Here is a 20,689-nt window from a genome sequence, read left to right as displayed (position 1 = left end):
CTGGGAGCTTAGTGACTGTTTTCAACCACTTGTGTCCCCGGCTGATCGGCCGTGTGTCGGACCCTGTCACCCCCGGCCGTCAGGGCCTTCTGGAGACGCCTCGCCTGCACGACGAGCTGCGAGGAACCGCGTCTCGCCGCCACCGCGTCGAGCCCCGGTATCTCCTGGGCCGCCCCGCACCGCTCGGCGCACTCGGCGGCCACGGCGAGCAGTTCGCCGAGCGCGCGCACCGGCTTCTCGGCCGCCAGCAGCGTGGGCAGCGCGCCGGCCAGCACCCCCCACACCGTGGCGTACGCGCCGGTCGCGGCGGCCGTCCGGCAGGACTCCGCGAGCCGGTTGGGCTTGACCTCGCCCTCGCTCACGAGCCCGGCCAGCTGCGCTCCGAGCCCCTGTCCGTCCAGCTCCTTCCGCGCGGCCAGCACGAGGAGCGCGTCCACGGCCGTCAGCCGGTCCTCCGCATGCCGGGCTCCCAACCCGATCGCCAGGGCGAGACGCACCGCCGGGCCGACCGGCCCCTCCGACTCGGCCAGCGCCGTCAGTCCCCGGCTCACCCCCCGCCCGTCCCACGCCGCGGCGCCGGCCAGGGACGGAAGCAGCCAGGCGGCCAGGGTCTCCCGGTCGTCCGGCAGCACCGCCGCCCAGTTCTGCTGCCCGTCCGACCAGTGGTAGCAGCGCCGGACGCCCTCCGAGACCCGCCCGCCCAGCCACTGGAACGCCGGAGGGAACTCGTCGCGTACGGCCCGGCGCTCACGGATCCTCAGCACGAGACGGTCCGCGAGCCACCACCGGCCCGGCGACTGGTCCCGACGTCGCGCGAGGAACCGCACGCCCGGCGCCAGGGAGGCGTCCGACTCCAGCCAGTCGGCGAGCCGCTCGGCGGCCCGGCCCCCGAGCGCCGCCGCCTCCGCCGCGGCCTCCCGCGCGGTCGGATCGGCCTTGCGCAACCGCAGCAGGGCCTGTGCGAGATCCGCGGGCGCCGGCTCGACGCCCGCGGCCCGGTAGGCGCGCAGCCGGGCGACCAACGCCATCGGCGCTATGGCCCCGGTGTGCCATGTCGGGACGGCGAGCAGGAAGGGGAGCCGACCGGTGGTGATCAGGTCGGCGACCTCCCAGAGCCGCGCGTCGACGACGCCGTCGAACGCCAGGTGCGTGCAGGACGTCGTGCCGTGCCGGCGGCCCCGTCCGGCGTCGATGGCCGACTGCTCCACGGCGCCCAGGAGGGCGGCCAGCACGACGTCGATGCCATGGGTGGTCCGCTGGAAGTGGTCCGTCCCCCGGCCGGCGTGGTGCTGCCCCAGCCAGAAGCTGTCGGCGAAGGCCGTCGCCACCGCCGCCGTGAGCGCCTCCCGGTCCCGGTGGGCGTGCCGGACGAGCCCGTCCAGCGCCCGCTCGAACTCCTCCGCCGCCTTCGTGCGCCCCTTGGAGAGCGCCACCAGGTCCTCGACCAGCTCGGCGACCGACTCCGCCGGGGGCGCCACCGGGCGCGCCACGGGAGCGGGCGGCAGGACCTCCTCGTACGGAGCCTCTCCGGCCTCCCCGTCCTGCATGCCGCCGAACAGCTCCTCGGCCGTCCGCCGGTGCCCCGGGTCCAGCCGCCCCGCCGCGTGGCCCAGTTCCTGCCGCACCCGCTCGTCCACCCAGCGCAGATGGCGGCCCACCAGCTTCAGCGCCCGCTCCTGTATGCCGTGGTCCTCGTGCCCGAAGGCGTCCGCCACGACCGGAAGGAGTTCCGCCGCCGCGGCGGGATCCCGCCTGAGCACCTTGCCCACGAGGGTCAACTGCGCCCGCACGAGCGTCTTCTCGGTGCGGAAGAGCACCGGACCGGTCATCTCGGCCAACTCCCGCACCGAAAGGTCGCCCTGTGTCGCGAGCTCAGCGAGGATCTGCTGGGCGTAGCCCGCGACGGGCGACGGAGCGTCGGCCGCCATTCCGGTCCACTCCGCGACCCGGCCGCTCCGCTCCCGCGCCGTCGGGCCGAGGAGCTGGAGCAGGGCAAGAGGAAAGCGCAGGTCACGCAGCCGCCCGCCGCGCAGGAGACGTGCGACGCAGCCCTCCACCAGGGTCCCGCGATCGAGCAGCCCTTCCGCCGCCAGCGTCGCGAGTGCCGTCGGCCAATGGCCCGCGCCCTGTCCGTCGGACGGCCAGGTGAGGGGGTCCGGAGTCTCGGGCAGCTCGAAGAAGCGGGGCACCAGCACCGGCGTCTGGGGGTCGGCGCGCAGCCGGTCGAGCAGACCGGGGCCTGCCACCGCCCGCGTCCAGCCCAGGATGTAGGCGTCCGTCGTCGGCACCGGACTCCCGGAGAGCACCACCAGGTCATGGACGAGGTCATAGCCGTTCTCCACCACGGCGGGCCGCTCGGCCAGGCGCTGCGCCACGTCCGCGACCCAGGCCGGCTCCCGGTCGGCGAGCACCGCGAGCACCAGGGAGCCGTCGCGCGTCCCCCAGTCCATGAGGTCGCGGCCCCCGATCCAGGCGGCGGCCGCCGCCGCCCCCGTGTGGCACCCGGCACCCGCGACCCGCAGGGGGCGCCGGATTCTGCCCGCCTCGGACCAGCGGCTCCAGTCCCAGCCGCGCACCTCCCCGCGCAGCAGTTTCAGCTCCGCCAGCGCGGCCTTGCGCGCGGCCGCGTCGAGCGGCTTCAACAGGCCCGGGACGTCCTCGACCCGCCCCTGACGCACCGCGTCCAGCAGCCGCTCGACCCCCGTGGCCCCGTCCCGCGTCCCCGTCATCTCCGTCGTACCCCGTGTCGTCGTCATCGCCCGCCCCCGGCGACCGTCTCGCCCAGCCTCACCATCCGCACCGCCAACGCGTGCTTGCACGGCCCGCGCCGGCCTCGGTAGTCCGCCCACCACTGGCACGTGCAGCTCAGGGCTCCCCCCGACTCCCGGACCTGGTAGCGCCGTTCGCCCGAGGTGACGGCGGCGAGCGCACCGTCGAGCGCGACCGCGCCCTCGGCGACCAGGGCACGGGCGGCCACCAGCCGCGGATTGTGACGCTCGGCGCGCTCCGCGTCGTACGGCAGCTCGCGGTGGAAGTACGCCGCGTCGGCCACGTCGTACCCCACCCGGCCCGCCGTGCCGAGCCGGGTCAGGGCCGCGCGCACCCGGTCCGGCGTGAGCCCCGCCTCCGCGGCCAGTTCCGCCGGGTCGATCCTCGGCTCCCAGGCCAGCAGCACCGACACCAGCTCCGCGTCCCGCTCCGCCTCCGGCGTCGCCAGCGCCTCCAGGACACCGCCCTCGCCGGAGAAGCCCCGCGAGGCGTCCGGCGAGAGGGTGAGCGTCAGGCGCATCCCCGGAAGCGCCAGCTCCCAGGCGCTCGACGTCGCGACCCCGTCGGGCACCGGTCCGTACACCCGCAGCGCCGTCGCGTGCCGCAGCACCCGCTCCAGGGCCGCAAGCCGGTCGGGCCCCGGCAGGCAGACCGCGCCCGCCACCGGCCGAGTCGTGGGCCGCAGCGACCTGCCGGACCGGACCACCCACAGCGGCCCCCGGCCCCGGGCCTGCGAGCGCGGCAGCGACCGCAGGAACCGGACGGCCTCGGCGCCGGTCAGCTCGGCCCGCAGATCGAACCCGGAGGAGACCACCTGCGCCTCGGCGAAACCGCGCAGCCAGCGGTCCGGGAGCGGCACCTTCTTCTCCACGACCGCGCCCTCCAGCGTGGTCACCGCCAATTCCTCCGGGCCCACGCGGAGATGGAGCGGATCGTCACCCGTCATACGGGACAGCGCCTCGCGCAGCGGGTTGTTGACGTCGACATTGGTGGTGCCGTGCCCGGTCTCCGCTCCGTCCAGCCCTTCGCTCAGCACGTCCAGCCGGGCGTACACCCCGCCGCAGCCGGAGAACGACTCGAACCGCAGCCGGTCGCCGTTCCCCGTCACGACCGGGTCGAGCGACCCCGGCCGTATCCGCTGGTGGTAGCGGGCGGCCGCCACGTCCGCGACCGCCAGCAGGCCGCGCGCGGCGATCTGCGGAGACGTCAGGAACCCGGAGAAGAAGCGGGGGTGCGCCTCGGCCCCGGCGGGGGTGAGCCCGCCGGAGGTCTCCAGGCCGAGCTGCCGTCCGCACGCGCGGGACTGAAGGGCGGACGGGCGTGAATAGGCGAGCGCCTGTACGGATCGCGTCATGCGAAAGACGTTAGGACCCGCCACTGACAATCGACCTCGACCACGGCCGGGGGGCCCGCTGCCACACGGCTCGGCGCCCGCCCCGGCGCCCCGCCCCGGCCCCCGGCGCCATTTCCCGCACCGCCCCGAGGCCCTCCGGCACCCGTGCGGGCGCGAACTCCGCCCGGCCCTGTGTCACTGCCCGACGCGCCCCGGCTGGAGCACCTTGCTGAACAGGACCGACTCGCCCTCCGCGCGCAGCCGGACCGTCAGCTCGCCGCTGTCGCCGTCGATGTCGACCTCACCGAAGTACTGCGGGCTCTCCATCGGCGAGAGGTTCGCCCGCTCCGGCGCCCGGACGAAGACCCGTTCAGGCCCGAAGGTGGCGTCCAGCCGGCTGGCCGGGAAGCCGCCCGCGGCCAGCGGTCCCGAGACGAACTCCCAGAAGGGCGCGAAGTCCTGGAAGGCCGCCCGCTCCGGCACGTAGTGCTGCGCCGAGGTGTGGTGCACGTCGGCGGTGAGCCACAGCGTGCCGGTGATCCTCCGGTGCTTGACGAACCGCAGCAGCTCGGCGATCTGCAGCTCCCGGCCCAGCGGGGCGCCCGGATCGCCCTGGGCGATCGCCTCGATGTCCGTCGCGCCGTCGGGGACGACGAGCCCCAGGGGCATGTCGGCCGCGAGGACCTTCCACACGGCCCGCGAGCGGCTCAGCTCCCGCTTGAGCCAGGCGAGCTGCTCCGCGCCCAGGATGCCGGTGGTGTCGTCCGCCTGCCTGCCGGGGGAGTTGGCGTTGCGGTACGAGCGCATGTCGAGGACGAACACGTCGAGCAGCGGGCCGTGGCGTACCACCCGGTGCATCCGGCCCTCCGCCGTGCCGGCGCGGGTGGTGGCGGGCGAGAGCGGGACGTACTCCCCGAAGGCGCGCGCGGCGCGGGCCGCGAGCACGTCCACGTCCTTCTCCGTGTAGCGAGGGTCGTCCAGGATCTGGCCGGGATACCAGTTGTTCCGCACCTCGTGGTCGTCCCACTGCACGATGGACGGAACCTGGGCGTTGAAGGCGCGGACGTTGTGGTCGAGCAGGTTGTAGCGGAAGTTCCCCCGGTACTCGTCCAGGGTCTCGGCGACCTTCGACTTCTCCGGTGTGGTGACGTTCCGCCAGATCCGGCCGTCGGGCAGCGTCACCGTCGGCTGGATCGGCCCGTCGGCGTAGATCGAGTCGCCGCTGCACAGGAAGAAGTCCGGGTCCAGCCGGCGCATCTCCTCGTAGACGCGGAAGCCGCCGATGTCGGGGTTGATGCCCCAGCCCTGTCCGGCGATGTCCCCCGACCACAGGAAGCGCACCCCGTCGCGTCGCCGCGCAGGAGCCGTACGGAACGTGCCGGCGACGGGTTCGCTCGTACGGCGCGGGTCGTCCGGGTCCGCGAGGGTGACGCGGTAGTGGATCTGCTCACCGGCCGGCAGTCCGCGCAGCGCGTGCGTCCCGGTGAAGTCGCCGCCCGCGCCGAGAAGGGGTCCGAAGTGGCGGCGCGGGCGCCGGAACGAGGCGTCGGCCGAGGTCTCCACCAGCATGCGGGCCGGGCGGTCCGAGCGAACCCAGACCAGGCCGGAGGAGGCGGTGACGCCGCCGGTCTGCACGCCCCACCCGGCCCGGGGCCGTCCCGACAGGGCGAGGGCCGGGGCCGACGCGGCGCCGCCCAGGGTGAGCGCCGCGGAGACGGCGACCGAACCGCGCAGCACGCTGCGGCGGGCGGGGGACGGACCGAGGGGCGGGCCGGGGGTGAGGTCTGACATCGGGGTGCCTCCAGAGCCTGTTCCGGGTGGGGTGTCAGGTGTCGCCCCATGCCTAAGGGACGGGAGCGGCGCGGACGCGAACCACGCGTGAACAAACCGGAGGCGCCGCCTGACTCCGTCCGCGCCCGACTCCGGCCTTCTCCACCCGCGGCCGACTCCGGCCTCCGGCGTGCTCGTGGATCCTGCCGGCGTCGGGGTGCGAGCGGCCTCCTCGGCCTACCGCGCCCGCGCGGCCAGCCTGATGCCCCGGGCGATCTCGGACGGCGCCAGGTGCGCGTACCCGATGACGAGACGGACGGCGCCGTCCGCCGGCCGCGCCGTGCCGTATTCCTCGAGCGGGTGCAGGGCCACCCCTGCGGAGGCCGCCCGCTCCAGGAAGCGCGAGGTCGGGCCGTAGCGCTCCGGCACGCGCGCGATGACGTGCAGTCCGGCGGCGATCCCGCTCACCCGCGTCCCCGGGAAGTGTTCCTCCAGCGCCGCCAGCAGGGCGTTCCGCCGTTCCCGGTACGCGCGTTGGCAGCGGCGCAGCTGGCGGTCGTACCCGCCGCTCGTCACGAACTCGGCCAGCAGCGCCTGGTCCAGGGCGGGATTGCCGAGGTCCATCGTCCGCTTGCGCTCCACGACCTCCGCGACCATGCCCCGCGGCACCAGCATCCAGCCGAGCCGCAGCCCGGGAGCCAGGGACTTGCTCACCGAGCCGGTGTACACCACGCGTTCCGGATCGAGTCCCTGGAGCGCGCCGACCGGCGCGCGGTCGTAACGGAAGTCCCCGTCGTAGTCGTCCTCCAGGACGCAGCCGTCCACCTCGCGCGCCCAGGCGAGGAGTTCGGCCCGGCGAGTCGCCGAATAGGCGATCCCGGAGGGGAACTGGTGCGAGGGCGTGGTCACCACCGCACGGACCCCCGACGCGGCGAGGGGGCCCGGCAGCAGGCCCTCCTCGTCCATCGGAAGCCACCGCGTGTCCATGCCGGTGGAGGCGAACAGCCGCCCGTGTTCCGGGCTGCCCGGGTCCTCGATCCCGACCGTCCGCTGTCCGCGCGCCCGCAGGACGAAGCCGACCAGCGTCGACGCCTGCGCGACCCCCGAGCAGACGACGAGCCGTTCCGGGTCCGCCACCACGCCGCGCCGGCGGGCCAGCAGGCCGGCGAGGGCCGTACGCAGCTCCGGCAGCCCCCGCGGATCGGGGTACCCGAGTGCCCCGTGAGGCAGCCGGGACAGGACGGACCGGTGGGCCGCCGCCCACGCGGACCGGGGGAACAGCGCGAGATCCGGCGTCCCCGGACGGAAGTCGACCGTGCCGCCTCGCGCGCCCGGCGTGTGCGGCGCGAGATCCCGCGCCCCGTGGGACGGGGCCGCCCGTGCCGCGTCGCCCACCCAGGTCCCCGAGCCGCGGCCGCTGCGCAGATACCCCTCGGCCGTGAGCTGTTCGTACGCCTCGGTCACGAGGCCCCGCGAGACCCCGAGGTCGGCCGCCAGCTCACGGCTGGAGGGCAGTCGGGTGCCCGCTGTCAGGCGGCCCGTACGGACGGCCTCCCGCAGGGCCTCCCGCAACGCCCGTCCGCGCCGCCGGGCCGGAGCGGCCACGGCCGGGAGCAGCACCTCCCAGGCGGGCCCGCCCGGGACCGCCGCGAAGGAGCGGGCTTCCGCGCCGGACCGGTATCCGGAAGGTTCCCCTCCGGCGTAGGGTGACGGGCTTCCCGGCGCTGTCCCGGGCGGGCCCGAGGCGCTGCTGTCCGCCGGTCTTGCTTCCGTGCCGTCCACGGACGACGAGTATGACGTCCTGCGAGGGGCGGTCGGGCGGCGGGGAGGACGGCTTCCGGCGACGGGCCCGGCAGGCCGGACCACCGGAGCGACTGAGCGACCGGCTTCTGCGGCGGCGCGTCTCCGTCCCCGCGCGCCCCGGGAGGCGCGGGAAGCGGTCGCTGCGCGCCCCGGGAGGCACGGGAAGTGGTCGCCGCGCGTTTCGGCGGCAACGGGAAGTGGTCCCCGAAAACGCCGGGGAAGTGGACCTCCAACCGGACCGCCGCACTTCCTAACGTCGGTGCCATGAACGCCAACTCCCTGCGCGGGGCGCTCCTGGTGACCCTCGCCTACGCCCTCGTCGGTGCCTCCTTCACCGCCAACAGCCTCCTCGGCGACTATCCGTACGCGGGTGGCCAGGCCCTGCGCTACGGCGCCGCCTGCCTGCTCCTGCTGCCCCTCCTCGGCCCGGGCGGCCCGGCTGCGCTCCGGGCGCTGACGGCCCGCCAGTGGGTCCGGCTCGCCCTGCTCGCGGCCGTGGGCATGGTCGGTTTCAACCTCGCGGTCCTCGCGGCGGAACGTACCGCCGAACCGGCCGTGCCCGGTGTGCTCGTCGGCTGCGCGCCCGTGGTCGTCGCCGTCCTCGTGCCGCTCCTGGACGGACGCCGGCCCAGCCGCCCGGTCGTCCTCGGGGCGCTGCTCGTGGCGGCCGGGGCCTTCACCGTCCAGGGCTGGGGCCGTTCCGACCTGGCCGGCGTCCTCTACTCCGTCGGCGCCCTGGCGGGCGAGGTCGGCTTCACCGTCCTCGCCGTGCCCGTCCTGCGCCCGCTCGGCCCGAAACTGCTCACGGCCGTCGTCTGCGGGATCGCCGCCGTCGAATCGGCCCTGCTCGGCCTCCTCGTGGACGGCACGGCGTTCCTGAGGCTGCCGACGGCGGTCGAGACGGGAGCCCTGGTGTGGCAGGCCGCCCTGGCCACCGTCGTCGGATTCGTTCTGTTCTACATGGGCGTCCAGCGGGTCGGGATGGAGCGGGCCACCCTCTTCACCGGGGCGATCCCCGTCGCCGCGGCCCTGACCGCGGTCCTCGTCTCGACCGGCGGCTTCGGGCCCGCGCAGGCCGTCGGCAGCGTGCTGGTGGGCGCCGGTGCGGCGCTGGGCACCGGACTGTTCACGCGCGACGTGCTCACGCGCCGGGGGCGGCGGTCAGCGGCTCCCGTCCAGGATCACCCGGGCGACGAGGGCGGGATCGTCGTTCATCGGGACGTGTCCGCAGCCCGGCAGGCGGACCAGCCGGGCGCCCGGGACGGTGCGCTTGGCGCGTACGCCCTGGCGGCGCAGCAGCAGCCGGTCGCGGGTGCCCCACGCGACGGTGACGGGCACCGCGGGCACGTCGTCGCCGAACAGCACGCTCCGGCCGGCGGCCAGCGTCTGGTGGAAACCGGTGGCGCCCCGCAGGGCGAGCGTCTCGGCGACCACCGCGTCGGGTGAACGCCGCCCGGGCCGCGCGTAGATGGTGCTCGTGAGGGCGGTCCGGCCGGCCGCGCTGCGGGAGAGGCGCTCGATCACCGGCACCGGCATCGACAGGGCGGCGGCCCGCATGGCGCGCAGGGTCCCGAAGGCGTACCGCCGCTCGCTCTGCGACCAGAACCCCGCCGGGGAGAGGGCCGTCACCGAGCGCACCAGCTTCTCCCGGCCGAGCTCCAGCGACAGGAGCCCGCCGAGCGAGTTCCCCGCGACGTGCGGCCGGTCGAGGCCGAGAGCCTCGCAGAACGCGCCGAGCACGGGCACGACGGTCGAGAGGTCGTAGGCGTACCCCTCCGGCAGCGCGGGAGAGGAGCCGAACCCCGGCAGGTCGACGGCGACGACGTCCCGTTCGGCAGCGAGGATGTCGAGAACCGGCTCCCACGCCTGCCAGTGGTGGCCGATGCCGTGGAGCAGCAGCAGCGGCTCGCCCGCGCCCCTGCGCTCGTACGTCAGGGAGACCGTGCGAGGACCCCCGGAGGATCCGGCCGTGAACGAGATCTGTGCGGACATGCGCCTGCTCCCTGTCGTCGACATCTCTTAGACGCCCTGTCAGCAAGAATTACCGGTCAGTAGCCACGAGTTCAAGGGGCCGGACCGAACTGGACAGGCACGGCCCCGTTCGGCTGGGATGGGGGAGTGGCGACCGAGACACCGACCGACGTTTTCGAAGAGCACCGGCCGACGCTGACCGGCGTCGCCTACCGCATGCTCGGTCGGGCCGCCGACGCCGAGGACGTCGTCCAGGAGGCCTGGCTGCGCTGGTCGGCCGCGGACCGCGCCGACATCCGGGAACCACGCGCCTATCTCGTACGCGTCACCACCCGCCTCGCCCTCGACCGGCTGCGCCGCGTCCAGGCGCGCCGCGAGTCCTACGTCGGCCCCTGGCTCCCCGAACCGATCGTCACGGACTTCGGCCCGGCCGTCCCCGACACCGCCGAGCGCGCGCTGCTCGCCGAGTCCGTCTCCTTCGCCGTCCTCGTCGTCCTGGAATCGCTCTCGCCGCTGGAACGCGCCGTCTTCGTGCTCCGCGAGGCCTTCGGCTTCCCCTTCGCGGAGATCGCGACCACGCTGGACCGCTCCGAGGCCGCCGTCCGCCAGCTCGCCGGGCGGGCCCGGCGCCATGTCGACGAGCGCAGGCCGCGCTACGACGTCGACCCGGCCGAGCGCCGCGACGTCACCGAACGCTTCCTCGCCGCCGCGGCCGGCGGCGATCTCGCACAGCTCCTCGCCCTGCTCGCCCCGGACGTCCGCCTCGTCGGCGACAGCGGCGGCAAGTCCAAGGCGCCGCGGCGGATCGTGGAGAGCGCGGACAAGGTCGGCCGCTTCCTCCTCGCCGCCGCCCGGGACGCCGAAGCGCTCTACGAGTTCCGCCTCCTGGAGGTCAACGGCGCTCCCGCGCTGCTGGCCCTGGCCGACGGCGCCCCGGACGCCCTCTTCCAGGTGGAGGTACGGGACGGGCGCGTCGAGTGCGTCTACATCGTCCGCAACCCCGACAAGCTCCGGGCGCTCGCGGCCGGCTGAGCGGCCGGGCCCGCGCTCGCGCGCCTGTTCACGTACCTGACCGCGGGCGCTGCCTCGCGGCGCTTCCTCACGCCGTCTTCTCGCCGCGCCGCCTCACGCGAGCGCGAACGTCCTGTGAACGATCTACGTCAAAGGACCCTTTTACCGGTCATCGGGCGGAGCATTGGTCTTGACCAAGGGGGTGGGCCGCCTTATGGTCGCAGAGTTAGTGCAGGAACCTTTAATAAACAAGGGCGCGGAAAACCGCCGCGGGACACGGCGAATTGCGGAGGATCAGGGTGGGGACCACGCAGCTGGAATCGGTGCCGGAGCCTAAGTACTGGCACCTCAAGACCGTGATCGGCGAAGCGCTCGACTCCGACTTCGCGGTCGGGGAGATCCTGCCCAACGAGCGGGAGCTGGCCGCGCGCTTCGGCGTCGCCCGGGCCACGCTCCGCCAGGCTCTGGAGCAGCTGGAGCTCGAAGGCCGCCTGCAGCGCCGCCGCGGCGTCGGCACGACCGTCGCCCCGCCCCGCGTGGGCGTGGACGTCTCCACCACCCAGCACACCTGGCCCGGCGTCGCCGAGGAGACCTGGCAGTCGATGGACTGCGCCCTCACCCCGGCGCCCGCCGCCGTGGCCAGGCTCCTGGACATCGAGCCGGAGGAGCAGGTGCACGTCGTGCGCCGGCTCCGCGTCACGCACGGCCAGCCCGTCGCGGCGGAGCTCCTGTACGTCCCGTCGGCTTCGGTCCCCGACCTGGGCGTGGACGGCGACCCGACGGGCCCCGCCCGCGCGCGTGTCGTCCTGCGCGAACTCCAGCGCCTCGTCCTGGACGGCCAGGACCGCTCCGTGGAACTGGGTTCGGCACGCGCCGACGACGCCAAGGAGCTGGACCGCCTGCCGGGCGCCCCCGTCCTCCTCGTGACGACCCGCTACCTCTCCGAGGGGCGCACCGCCGCCGTCTCCGTCGCCACCTACCGCGCCGACACCTGCCGCCTCACCTTCGGCGACTCCGTCGACCTGGTCATGGCCTCCTGACGGAGTCCTCTTCCGCTCCACAGGCCGCGACCCGAGCCCGAGCCCGTGAGGGCGCCGCACCGACGGCGCCCGCGCGGGCTCGCGCCGTCCGCGCCCGCCGGACGCCCGGTCCGCATCCGCAGCCCGCGCCCGCCGTCCGGCCGACGCCGTACGCGGCGGTCGCACGGCGGCCCGCCGTCACCCCACCGGGGGAGCGCCCGGGCCCCGGCCGCTCAGCGGCGGGCCGTGGCCGTGCCCTCCACGGCGAAGAGCTGTTCCTCCACATGGTCCAGGGCCAGCCGGAGCGCACCCGTGCCGACCGCCGAATCGCCGAGCAGCGACAGGGCCACCCGTGGCGGGCGCAGACAGAACCGTGCCAGTTCGTCCCTGAGCGGCTGCAGCACGCCGTCCAGGCCCGCGGCCCAGCCGCCGATCACCACCAGCTCCGGGTCGAGCGCCAGGACCAGCGCCGCCACGTCGTGGACCAGCCGCTGCGTGAAGCGCTCCACCGCCGCCTGCGCCCGGGTGTCACCCCGGCGAGCGAGCGTGAACACCTCGGCGACGGCCTGTTCGTCCAGCGGGTGCAGCGGCTCGTCCGTGGTCGACAGCAGGTGCTCCGGAGTGACCCCCCGGCCGAGCAGGTGCAACGCCCCGATCTCTCCGGCCGCCCCGCCGTACCCGCGGTGCAGCCGCCCGCCGATCAGGGATCCCGCGCCCGGGCTCAGCCCGGCCAGCACGAAGACGATGTCGTCGGAGTCCGTCGCCGCGCCCTTCCAGTGCTCGGCGACCGCGGCCGCGTTGGCGTCGTTCTCCACGAGCACCGGACAGCGGAAGGAACGCCGGAGCCGTTCGCCGAGCGCGAGACCCGTCCAGCCGGGCAGCGCGGTGCCCAGTCGCACCGTGCCGTCCGCCTCGACGATCCCGGGCGTCCCGACGCCGACCGCCCGCAGACTCGAACGGGGCACCCCGGCCCTGCGCAGGACGTCGGCGACGACCATCCGGACCCGCTCCAGGCGCTCGTCCTCCGGAGCCGTCTCCGACACCTCCCGGGCACCGGCGCCGATGATGCGGCCGTCCAGCCCGGAGATCAGCGCGGCGACCCGGTGCGAGCCGATCTCGATGCCGAGCAGATGCCCCGCCTCCGCACGGAACCGGAACCTCCGGGCCGGCCGACCCTGACGCCTCGCCTCGCCCTCCTCGGCCGCCGCCTCGACGACGAGCCCCGTCACGATGAGTCCTTCGACCACGCCCTCGACGGTGGGGCGCGACAGGCCCGTGATCCGGGTCAGATCGGTCAGCGTGAGCGCGTCGGCGCCCCGCAGAGCATGGAGTACCACCGCGGAGTTGATCCGCCGCAGCAGCGACGGATCCCCGCCGGTCAGCCGCCCCACCGTGTGTCCTTCCAGCTCGTACGCATGTCTGCCGGATGGTACTCAATGGACCGGAGGGCGGCGAGCGCCGCCCGGCCCGGCTCCTGACGGTCGCCTCCTCGCGCGCACGGCCCCCCACCCGGATCGCCACCCTGCCCGCGCGCGGCCCCGCGACCGGATCGTCACCCGCACCCTGCCCGCGCGTGCGGCCCCGCGACCGGACCGGCACGAGACCTGAGCGCGGACCGTACGGGACCGGCCGGGCGCGGACGCGCCCCTGACGGAGCACCAGCTGTCAGACCCCGGCGCTTTACTGGAGCCATGACGCTCGCACAGCACCTCGCCGCCCTCGACCTGCTGCGCGCCCGCGCCCTGCCCCAGGAGGGTTACCACCTGGCGGAGTTAGCCGTCGACGGCCCCTCCGCGGACGACCTCCACGACCCGTCCCATGATCTGTACGAGGACCGGCACGACGACCTGCACGAGGAACAGGCACGGGCCGAGTGGGACGCGCTCGCGCTGGTCCTCACCGGCCGCTGGGGCCCGCCCCGCGTCGTCGAGTTGTCCCCGCTGCTCGGCCGGTACGCCGCGGGGGACGCGATACCCGGCCCGTGGGACCTGCTCTGCACCTCGGTCCCCGACGTCCGGCTGTGGCGGGCGGAGGACCGGTGGGTCGCGCTCGGCCTCGTGCGGGGCGGCGACGGCGCCGGCTTCCGGCTGGTCGCGTGTCTCATGGTGACCGACCCGCCCTGACTACGACCGCCGGTCGGGAACCCCCGCCGCCTCCCGAAGCCTGGCGAACTCCTCCGCCATCGTCCGGGCGGTCCAGTGGGCGTTCAGCCCGCTCGGATTGGGCAGCGCCCAGATCCTGGTCTCGCCGATCGTCCGCTCCTGCGGCCCGATGACCGCCTTGCGCTCCCCGAACGCCGTGCGGTACGCCGTGATGCCGACGACGGCCAGCCAGCGCGGGCGCAGCCGCTCCACCCGCTCGGTCAGCAGCCGGCCGCCCTCCCGGAACTCCTCGTCGCCGACCTCGTCGGCCCGCGCGCTCGCGCGGGCCACCACGTTCGTGATCCCGAGACCGTACGCGAGCAACTGCTGCTGCTCCGACGGCTTCAGCACGCGCGGGGTGAAGCCGGACAGATGGAGCACCGGCCAGAACCGGTTGCCCGGGCGGGCGAAGTGGTGGCCCGTCGCCGCCGACATCAGCCCCGGGTTGATCCCGCAGAAGAGCACGGAGAGGCCGCCCGCGGCCACGTCGGGAACGACGCGGTCACGAGCGGCCTGCAGCTCCTGCGGGGTGAAGCCGGTCAGAGGATCGACCCGGGGGTGTACCCGGCGGCCTCCGGGTGCTGCTTGACGATCTCCTCGATGCGGGAGACCACGGCACCGACCTGGTCGGCGGCGGCGCCGGTGAAGGACAGCTTGTCGGCCATCAGCGCGTCGAGCTGGTCCCGGTCCAGCGGGATCCGCTCGTCGGCGGCCAGCTTGTCGAGGAGCTCGTTGCGCTCGGCGCCCTGCTCCCGCATGGCGAGGGCGGAGGCGACGGCGTTCTCCTTGATGGCCTCGTGGGCGACCTCGCGGCCCACGCCGGCGCGCACGGCGCCCATGAGGACCTTGGTGGTGGCCAGGAAGGGGAGGTACCGGTCCAGCTCGCGGGCGACGACGGCGGGGAAGGCGCCGAACTCGTCCATCACCGTCAGGAAGGTCTCCAGAAGGCCGTCGAACGCGAAGAAGGCGTCCGGCAGGGCCACCCGGCGGACCACCGAGCAGGAGACGTCGCCCTCGTTCCACTGGTCGCCGGCCAGCTCGCCGGTCATCGACGCGTAGCCGCGCAGGATGACCATGAGGCCGTTGACGCGCTCGCAGGAGCGGGTGTTCATCTTGTGCGGCATCGCGGAGGAGCCGACCTGGCCGGGCTTGAAGCCCTCGGTGACCAGCTCGTGGCCCGCCATCAGGCGGATCGTCTTGGCGACCGAGGACGGGGCGGCGGCCAGCTGCACGAGCGCGGTGACCACGTCGTAGTCCAGCGAGCGGGGGTAGACCTGTCCGACCGAGGTGAAGGCCTGCGCGAAGCCCAGGTGGTGGGCGATGCGCTGCTCCAGCACCGCCAGCTTGGCCGCGTCGCCGCCCAGCAGGTCGAGCATGTCCTGGGCCGTGCCGACCGGGCCCTTGATGCCGCGCAGCGGGTAGCGGCCGAGGAGGTCCTCCAGGCGGCCGTAGGCCACCAGGAGCTCGTCGGCGGCGGTGGCGAAACGCTTGCCGAGGGTGGTCGCCTGGGCGGCCACGTTGTGCGAGCGGCCGGCCATGACCAGCTCGGCGTACTCGCCGGAGAGCTTGCCGAGGCGCGCCAGGACGGCGACCGTACGGTCGCGCATCAGCTCCAGCGAGAGCCGGATCTGCAGCTGCTCGACGTTCTCCGTGAGGTCACGGGAGGTCATGCCCTTGTGGACCTGCTCGTGTCCGGCGAGGGCGTTGAACTCCTCGATCCGGGCCTTCACGTCGTGCCGGGTGACCTTCTCGCGCTCGGCGATGGAGGCGAGGTCGACCTGGTCGAGGACGCGCTCGTAGTCGGCGAGGGCCGCGTCCGGTACCTCGACCCCGAGGTCCTTCTGGGCACGCAGCACCGCGAGCCACAGCCGGCGCTCCAGCTTCACCTTCTGCTCGGGGGACCAGAGGACGGCAAGCTCCGCCGAGGCGTAGCGGCCGGCCAGGACATTGGGGATGCGGGGCTTCGCAGCAGCAGTCACGTGAGCAGATTCTACTGGCGGTTTGTGCAGGCCAGCGCCAGGGTCCGTGCTGTGCGTTGCTACGAACGCGCGAGGGAGGCCCGGGTCGGGCGCGTTCGCCCGCGGGGCGGCCTCCCGCGGGGGCGAGCAGGGAGAAGCCCCGCCGGGCCGGGCCTGGCGGGGCTTCCACCGTCTGCGACGCACTCGCCTCGCGGGAGTCGGCGAACCGGGTCTACGACCGGTAGACCCTGTTCCCCACGAGGGGGCCGGGCTGCGGAGACTCCTCGAGCAGAGGGCCCCGATCGCCGGGGCAGACGTTCACCTCGGCCCGGGCCAGACACCCCGCGACCACGCGGTCGTACGGGGCGGCAGCGTCGTCGCCGCCCGGGAGCCCACGGAGCGGGACCTTGCCGGGGCCCACCTCGATAGCCCACGGCTTGAAGGTCCCCGGAAGCCTCAGGGGAAGGTCTCCACCGACCAGCTCGTACGTCCCTTCTTCAGTTCCACCTTCGTCCAGTCCTCTCGGCGCCGATTCCAACGATAGAAGTCGACGGAGTCCATGAGCCCGGCCTGGTGTACCCGCAGCAGTTCCCACTGTGTCCACATGAGCGGCTTGGGATCCGTCTCCTGGGCGATCTTCAGCGCCCTGGCCGGCCCCTGGCCGGCGCCGGGGAGGCCGTCCAGCAGGAACGAGATCCTCGCCTCGCCCTGCGCGGCTCGCTATCAAGGTCGCCGCCAACTCCCGCGAGGGTCTGGACACCTCGTACGGCACCGACTGGACGACCGCCAGCGTCTCCGCCGTCATCGGCATCCCGGACGTCGACGGCGACCGGATCCCGGACCTCTGGGTCCGCTTCGCCGCGGACGGGCACATCAGCGTCCGCCACCCCTCCACCACCAACACCGACGGGCCGGTCAAGACCGTCCTGTCGGTCAACCGGAACGGCATCAAGTCCTTCGGGTGACCGGCTGAGCGATCCGACCGCATGAACACTTGGGGGCCGTCCCGGAGCGATCCGGGGCGGCCCCTCCCTCGTGTCACGACCGGCCGACCGCCTTGCCTCGACAAAGGTGCCCGGCCCGGGACCCTCAGGCCGGGCGCCCTTGCCGGGGCGGGCGCGTCAGGGCGCGGGGGCGCTGTTCGCCGCGGGTGCGCCGGCCAGGATCGTCTCCTCCACCGCTTCGTACCGCAGGCGCTGGTCGTCCGGGTCACGTTCGTGGAGCACCGTGCCGAGCCAGCCCGCGAGGAAGCCCAGCGGGGCCGAGAGGATGCCCGACGTGGTGAACGGGAACCAGTTGAAGTCCTGGTCCGGGAAGATCGCATGGGGCGATCCGGACACCAGGTTGCTGCCGGTCATGAGGACGATCGCGGAGACGCTGCCCACGATGAGGGTGCAGAGCAGTCCCGTACGGGAGTAGCGGCGCCAGAAGAGGCTGTAGATGAGGGCCGGTGCGACGGCGGACGCGCCGATGCAGAACGACAGGGTGAGCAGTGCCTGAAGGTTCAGGTGCCGTGCACCGGCGGCGATCGCGATCGCGACGAGCCCGACGCCCGCCGCGGCGGTCCGGGCGATGGCCATCTCCGCGGAGTCCTTCAGTTGCGCCTTGCGGCGCAGCCCGTGGGTGACGAGGTCGTGCGCCAGGGTGTTCGCGCAGGCGAGCGTGATACCGGCGACCGAGGCCAGCAGGGTGAGGAAGACGGCTGTGGCCACGGCCGTGAACAGCAGTGTCTCGACGGTCGTCTGGTCCGCGCCCATGACGGCCTGGCTGACCATGAGGAACGCCGTCTTGCCCTGGGGGTCGCCGGCGACGATCCCCTGGTGGCCGACGATCGCCGCCGCGCCGAAGCCGATGACGGCGATCAGCAGGCAGGTCACGACGACGGTCGACACGGCCCAGGACATCGAGCGCCGCACGGCTGCCGCGCTGCGCGCGGTGAACATGCGCATGGTGATCTGCGGCAGCACCGCGGCGCCGAGCACGACCGTCAACTGCGTGCTGATCATGTCGAGTTCGTCGCCGCCGAACTGCAGACCGGAGGCGAGGTAGGCGTCTCCCGCCCCGCTGCCGCGCTTGGCGGCGTCCAGCAGCGAGGGCAGGCTGAAGTCGAAGCGGTCGAGGATGAGCGCGGCGATCGCGAGGGACGCGCCGAGCAGGGCGACGGTCTTGACGATCTGGATGAAGGCGGTGCCCTTCATGCCGCCGATCGCCGCGTACGCGATCATCAGCAGGCCCAGGAACACGATCGCCCCGGTCTTGAAGCCGTCGGCGTCGAAGCCGAGGACCACGGAGAGGAGATCGCCGGCGCCCGCGAGCTGGAAGATCACCAGCGGCAGCAGCGCGGTCAGGGTGACCGCGGCCGTGGTGATCCGCACGGCTGGGCCGGGCTGACGCCGGGTGAAGACGTCGCCGATCGTGAACCGGCCGGCGTTGCGGAGCGGTTCGGCGAGCAGGAACATCATCAGGACCAGCGAGAGCACGGTGCTCAGGGCGAGCGTGACGCCGTCGTAGCCGACGAGCGCGATGATGCCGATGGTGCCGAGCACGGTGCCGGCGGAGATGTAGTCGCCGGCGATCGCGAGGCCGCTCTGCATGGGGGAGAGCGATCGGTAGCCGGTGTAGAAGTCGCCCAGGTCGTCACGATCGGGGCCGGTCATCACACACAGCAGCAGCGTGACGGTGATGACCGCGATGAACGCCATCAGCGACATCGTCTGGGCCTCGGAGCTGAAGCTCGTCATGCGCGCGCACCTCCGGATGGCTGCTGCCACGCGGGACGGCCGGAGCGGCTCTGGCGCTCCTGCCCGGGCCCGGCTGCCGCGGCGGCCTGCTCGGCGCGTTCGCGGATCGCCGCGGCGAGCGGGTCGACGCTCTTGCGCGCGATCCGCTCGTACAGCGCGATGGCGGCCAGCGCCACGGGCAGCTGGAGGAGCCCCAGGACCAGACCGGTGGTGAGACCACCGGCGAGGGTGCCGGTCATCAGCGAGGGGGCGTACCCGGACAGGAGCAGGAAGACGACGAAGTAGCCGAGCGCGGTGAAGGTGGCGACGCGGCGGAGCCTGCGGTAGGCCGATCCGAGCCGGTGCAGATCATCACGACCGTCGGTGGCGGCGGGCGGTCGCTGCTGCGGAGACATGTCCCAGGGCTGCTGCGCGACGTCCCGGCCTTGTGGCGAGGAGTCCCACGCTCGCGGGGACGCGTCCCAGGCCGCCTGTGGATCGGAGTCCCAGGACGGCGATCCACCCTCCCAGGACCGCGACGCGCCCTCGTGGCGGTGGCGCCCGGCGTTCCGGTGCTGCGGTGGGGGCGGTGGGCCGGGGAAAGGCTGGTGATACGACATCGATCTTGCTCCTTGCCGCCCCGGGGAACGGGCGGATGGCGCCGGTGGTCCGCGTACGTTACTCATGGGTATAGCCCTTGCGTAAGGACTTTCCGACCGCTCGGTATGTCGGTTCGGTGACGATCCTGTGCGCATGGCGACGGAACCGGCGGTAACCCCCTCGTGGATCTTTCCGCAGGTCATAGGCGGGTCTCGGGCCACCCCTGGGGCCGGGCGGACCACTCGGCACGACCGGCCCGGCGCGTGCGCCGGTCCGGCCGGTGATGCGGTCGGGCGGATCCCCTCGACTGCCCCGTCGGACCGCCCTGCTGTCGAGGACGGCTACGCCTCGGCCGGCCCCCGCCCGTCGGCGGCACCGGCCGACACCCCGCGGCCTCGTCGTGTGCGGCTTCGCGCTCGCCTGGGTCGGCCTGGTCGTGTGCGGCTTCGCGCTCGCGGCGGTCGGCCTGGTCGTGCGGGGCGTGCTCGCCTCGGTCGGCCCAGGGCTCCCGGCCGGCATCGAGGCCGGCTCCTGCGGCACTCATCGGCTGCCCGGCGGCCTCGTCGTCGCCTTCGGCCGCGCTTCTCGCCTTCACGCCGCTCTTCGCCACCGCGACCGGAGGCACCGCCCCGCGGGGCTCCCGGCTGACCTCCTCGTCCTGCCGGGGCCGGTTCGTTCGGACGTGCCGGGCGATCCGGCCTGATCTCCGCGGAAGACCCGGGCGTCACCTGACGGACACGCCCTCGGTCGGCTACGCCCCCGGCGGCTCGGACGGGGTCCCGTAAGCGGTCCCGTACGGGGTCTCGTACGGCAGCAGGTCCGGCCGCTTGGCGGGGAGGCCGTCCCCGGAGGAGCGGCCGGTCAGGCGGCGGCCGATCCACGGGCCGAGGTGCTCCCTGGCGAAACGGGCGTCCGCGGCGCGCCGGGTCATCCAGCCAGGGCGCACGGCCGGGGGCAGCGGCGCCCGCCAGTCGTCCTCGGGGTCGAGACCCAGCGCCTGCCACACGGCCTCTGCCACCCGTCGGTGCCCCTCGCCGGTCAGATGCAGGCGGTCCACGTCCCACAGACGCTGGTCACCGAGCGCGGGCACGCCGTACAGGTCGACCACCAGGGCGCCGTGCCGGGCGGCGAGCGCCTCGATGTGCTCGAAGAGCTCTTCCATGCGGGGCCGGAACCGCTGCATGACGGGCCCCTGGCGGCCGGGGCTGCGCATCAGGACCAGCCGGCCGCAGGACGGCGCCAGCCGCTCGACCGCCTCGGTGAGCAACCCCCGCACCCGCCCCATGTCGCACTTCGGCCGCAAGGTGTCGTTCAGGCCGCCGACCAGCGTCACCACGTCCGCCTTCATGGCGGCGGCCACATCCACCTGCTCGTCGAGGATCTGGCCCATGAGCTTTCCGCGTACGGCGAGGTTGGCGTAGCGGAAGTCGGGGGTGCGGGCGGCCAGCCGGGTCGCGAGGAGGTCCGCCCATCCTCGGTACGTCCCGTCGGGCAGTCGGTCCGACATGCCCTCGGTGAAGCTGTCACCGACGGCGACCAGACTGGTGTAGGTGGCATTCAATTCCATGGCGGGACGATCATACCGTGCGGTATG

At 74.1% G+C, this 20,689-nt stretch carries 15 protein-coding genes and 1 pseudogene; 4 read left to right on the top strand and 12 right to left on the bottom strand.

Annotated features, from left to right (window positions below):
• Positions 1-8: 8 nt before the first annotated feature.
• The 4 genes from AB0K65_RS08630 to AB0K65_RS08615 form a co-directional block, all read right to left on the bottom strand.
• Positions 9-2,756 (bottom strand): DUF6493 family protein, encoded by a 2,748-nt coding sequence (locus tag AB0K65_RS08630; RefSeq protein WP_365715016.1) that lies wholly within the window; start codon positions 2,754-2,756, stop codon positions 9-11.
• Positions 2,753-4,123 carry an SWIM zinc finger family protein gene (locus AB0K65_RS08625; RefSeq protein ID WP_365715015.1) on the bottom strand — a complete coding sequence of 457 codons (1,371 nt, stop codon included), beginning with the start codon at positions 4,121-4,123 and terminating at the stop codon, positions 2,753-2,755. Before AB0K65_RS08625 ends, AB0K65_RS08630 begins: the two co-directional genes overlap by 4 nt.
• Before the next feature lie 174 nt (positions 4,124-4,297).
• Positions 4,298-5,893 (bottom strand): alkaline phosphatase D family protein, encoded by a 1,596-nt coding sequence (locus tag AB0K65_RS08620; RefSeq protein WP_365715014.1) that lies wholly within the window; start codon positions 5,891-5,893, stop codon positions 4,298-4,300.
• Positions 5,894-6,109: 216 nt separating this feature from the next.
• Positions 6,110-7,477 carry a PLP-dependent aminotransferase family protein gene (locus AB0K65_RS08615; protein WP_365715013.1) on the bottom strand — a complete coding sequence of 456 codons (1,368 nt, stop codon included), beginning with the start codon at positions 7,475-7,477 and terminating at the stop codon, positions 6,110-6,112.
• A 462-nt stretch (positions 7,478-7,939) separates the two neighbouring features.
• Here AB0K65_RS08615 and AB0K65_RS08610 point away from each other — a divergent pair.
• A pseudogene (locus AB0K65_RS08610) lies at positions 7,940-8,776 on the top strand (DMT family transporter); the annotation flags it as partial.
• Between the two features lie 60 nt (positions 8,777-8,836).
• Here the strand turns inward: AB0K65_RS08610 and AB0K65_RS08605 are convergent.
• A complete protein-coding gene (locus AB0K65_RS08605) occupies positions 8,837-9,667 on the bottom strand; it encodes an alpha/beta fold hydrolase (protein WP_365715012.1) in 831 nt (276 codons plus the stop codon).
• 126 nt (positions 9,668-9,793) lie between these two features.
• On the opposite strand from AB0K65_RS08605, the gene sigJ reads away from it, so the two are divergent.
• Positions 9,794-10,678, top strand: coding sequence for an RNA polymerase sigma factor SigJ (sigJ, locus tag AB0K65_RS08600; protein WP_365715011.1), 885 nt, complete (start codon positions 9,794-9,796; stop codon positions 10,676-10,678).
• 278 nt (positions 10,679-10,956) lie between these two features.
• Positions 10,957-11,697, top strand: coding sequence for a GntR family transcriptional regulator (locus AB0K65_RS08595; RefSeq protein ID WP_365715010.1), 741 nt, complete (start codon positions 10,957-10,959; stop codon positions 11,695-11,697).
• Positions 11,698-11,909: 212 nt separating this feature from the next.
• Here the strand turns inward: AB0K65_RS08595 and AB0K65_RS08590 are convergent, their stop codons facing one another.
• On the bottom strand, positions 11,910-13,067 hold the full coding sequence (locus tag AB0K65_RS08590) for an ROK family transcriptional regulator (RefSeq protein WP_365715009.1): 1,158 nt from the start codon (positions 13,065-13,067) through the stop codon (positions 11,910-11,912).
• Positions 13,068-13,367: 300 nt separating this feature from the next.
• Here AB0K65_RS08590 and AB0K65_RS08585 point away from each other — a divergent pair, with 300 nt between their 5' ends.
• On the top strand, positions 13,368-13,799 hold the full coding sequence (locus tag AB0K65_RS08585; protein WP_365715008.1) for a hypothetical protein: 432 nt from the start codon (positions 13,368-13,370) through the stop codon (positions 13,797-13,799).
• Here AB0K65_RS08585 and mug read toward each other — a convergent pair whose 3' ends face one another.
• The 6 genes from mug to AB0K65_RS08555 form a co-directional block, all read right to left on the bottom strand.
• On the bottom strand, positions 13,800-14,360 hold the full coding sequence (gene mug / locus AB0K65_RS08580) for a G/U mismatch-specific DNA glycosylase (RefSeq protein ID WP_365715067.1): 561 nt from the start codon (positions 14,358-14,360) through the stop codon (positions 13,800-13,802). It abuts the gene before it with no gap.
• Positions 14,357-15,796, bottom strand: coding sequence for an adenylosuccinate lyase (purB, locus tag AB0K65_RS08575; RefSeq protein ID WP_365715007.1), 1,440 nt, complete (start codon positions 15,794-15,796; stop codon positions 14,357-14,359). The genes mug and purB overlap by 4 nt, the downstream gene beginning before the upstream one ends.
• A gap of 435 nt (positions 15,797-16,231) precedes the next feature.
• Positions 16,232-16,381, bottom strand: coding sequence for a hypothetical protein (locus tag AB0K65_RS08570; protein ID WP_365715006.1), 150 nt, complete (start codon positions 16,379-16,381; stop codon positions 16,232-16,234).
• 515 nt (positions 16,382-16,896) lie between these two features.
• Positions 16,897-18,516 carry a cation acetate symporter gene (locus AB0K65_RS08565; protein ID WP_365715005.1) on the bottom strand — a complete coding sequence of 540 codons (1,620 nt, stop codon included), beginning with the start codon at positions 18,514-18,516 and terminating at the stop codon, positions 16,897-16,899.
• On the bottom strand, positions 18,513-18,911 hold the full coding sequence (locus AB0K65_RS08560; protein ID WP_365715004.1) for a DUF485 domain-containing protein: 399 nt from the start codon (positions 18,909-18,911) through the stop codon (positions 18,513-18,515). The genes AB0K65_RS08565 and AB0K65_RS08560 overlap by 4 nt, the downstream gene beginning before the upstream one ends.
• Positions 18,912-19,846: 935 nt before the next feature.
• On the bottom strand, positions 19,847-20,662 hold the full coding sequence (locus AB0K65_RS08555) for an SGNH/GDSL hydrolase family protein (RefSeq protein WP_365715003.1): 816 nt from the start codon (positions 20,660-20,662) through the stop codon (positions 19,847-19,849).
• Between the last annotated feature and the right edge of the window lie 27 nt (positions 20,663-20,689).

This window comes from Streptomyces sp. NPDC053755 (genome assembly GCF_040677675.1).
In the GTDB taxonomy this organism is placed as follows: domain Bacteria; phylum Actinomycetota; class Actinomycetes; order Streptomycetales; family Streptomycetaceae; genus Streptomyces.
Note: the sequence above shows the minus strand (reverse complement) of the source record. Positions and strands in the feature narration are given on the sequence as shown.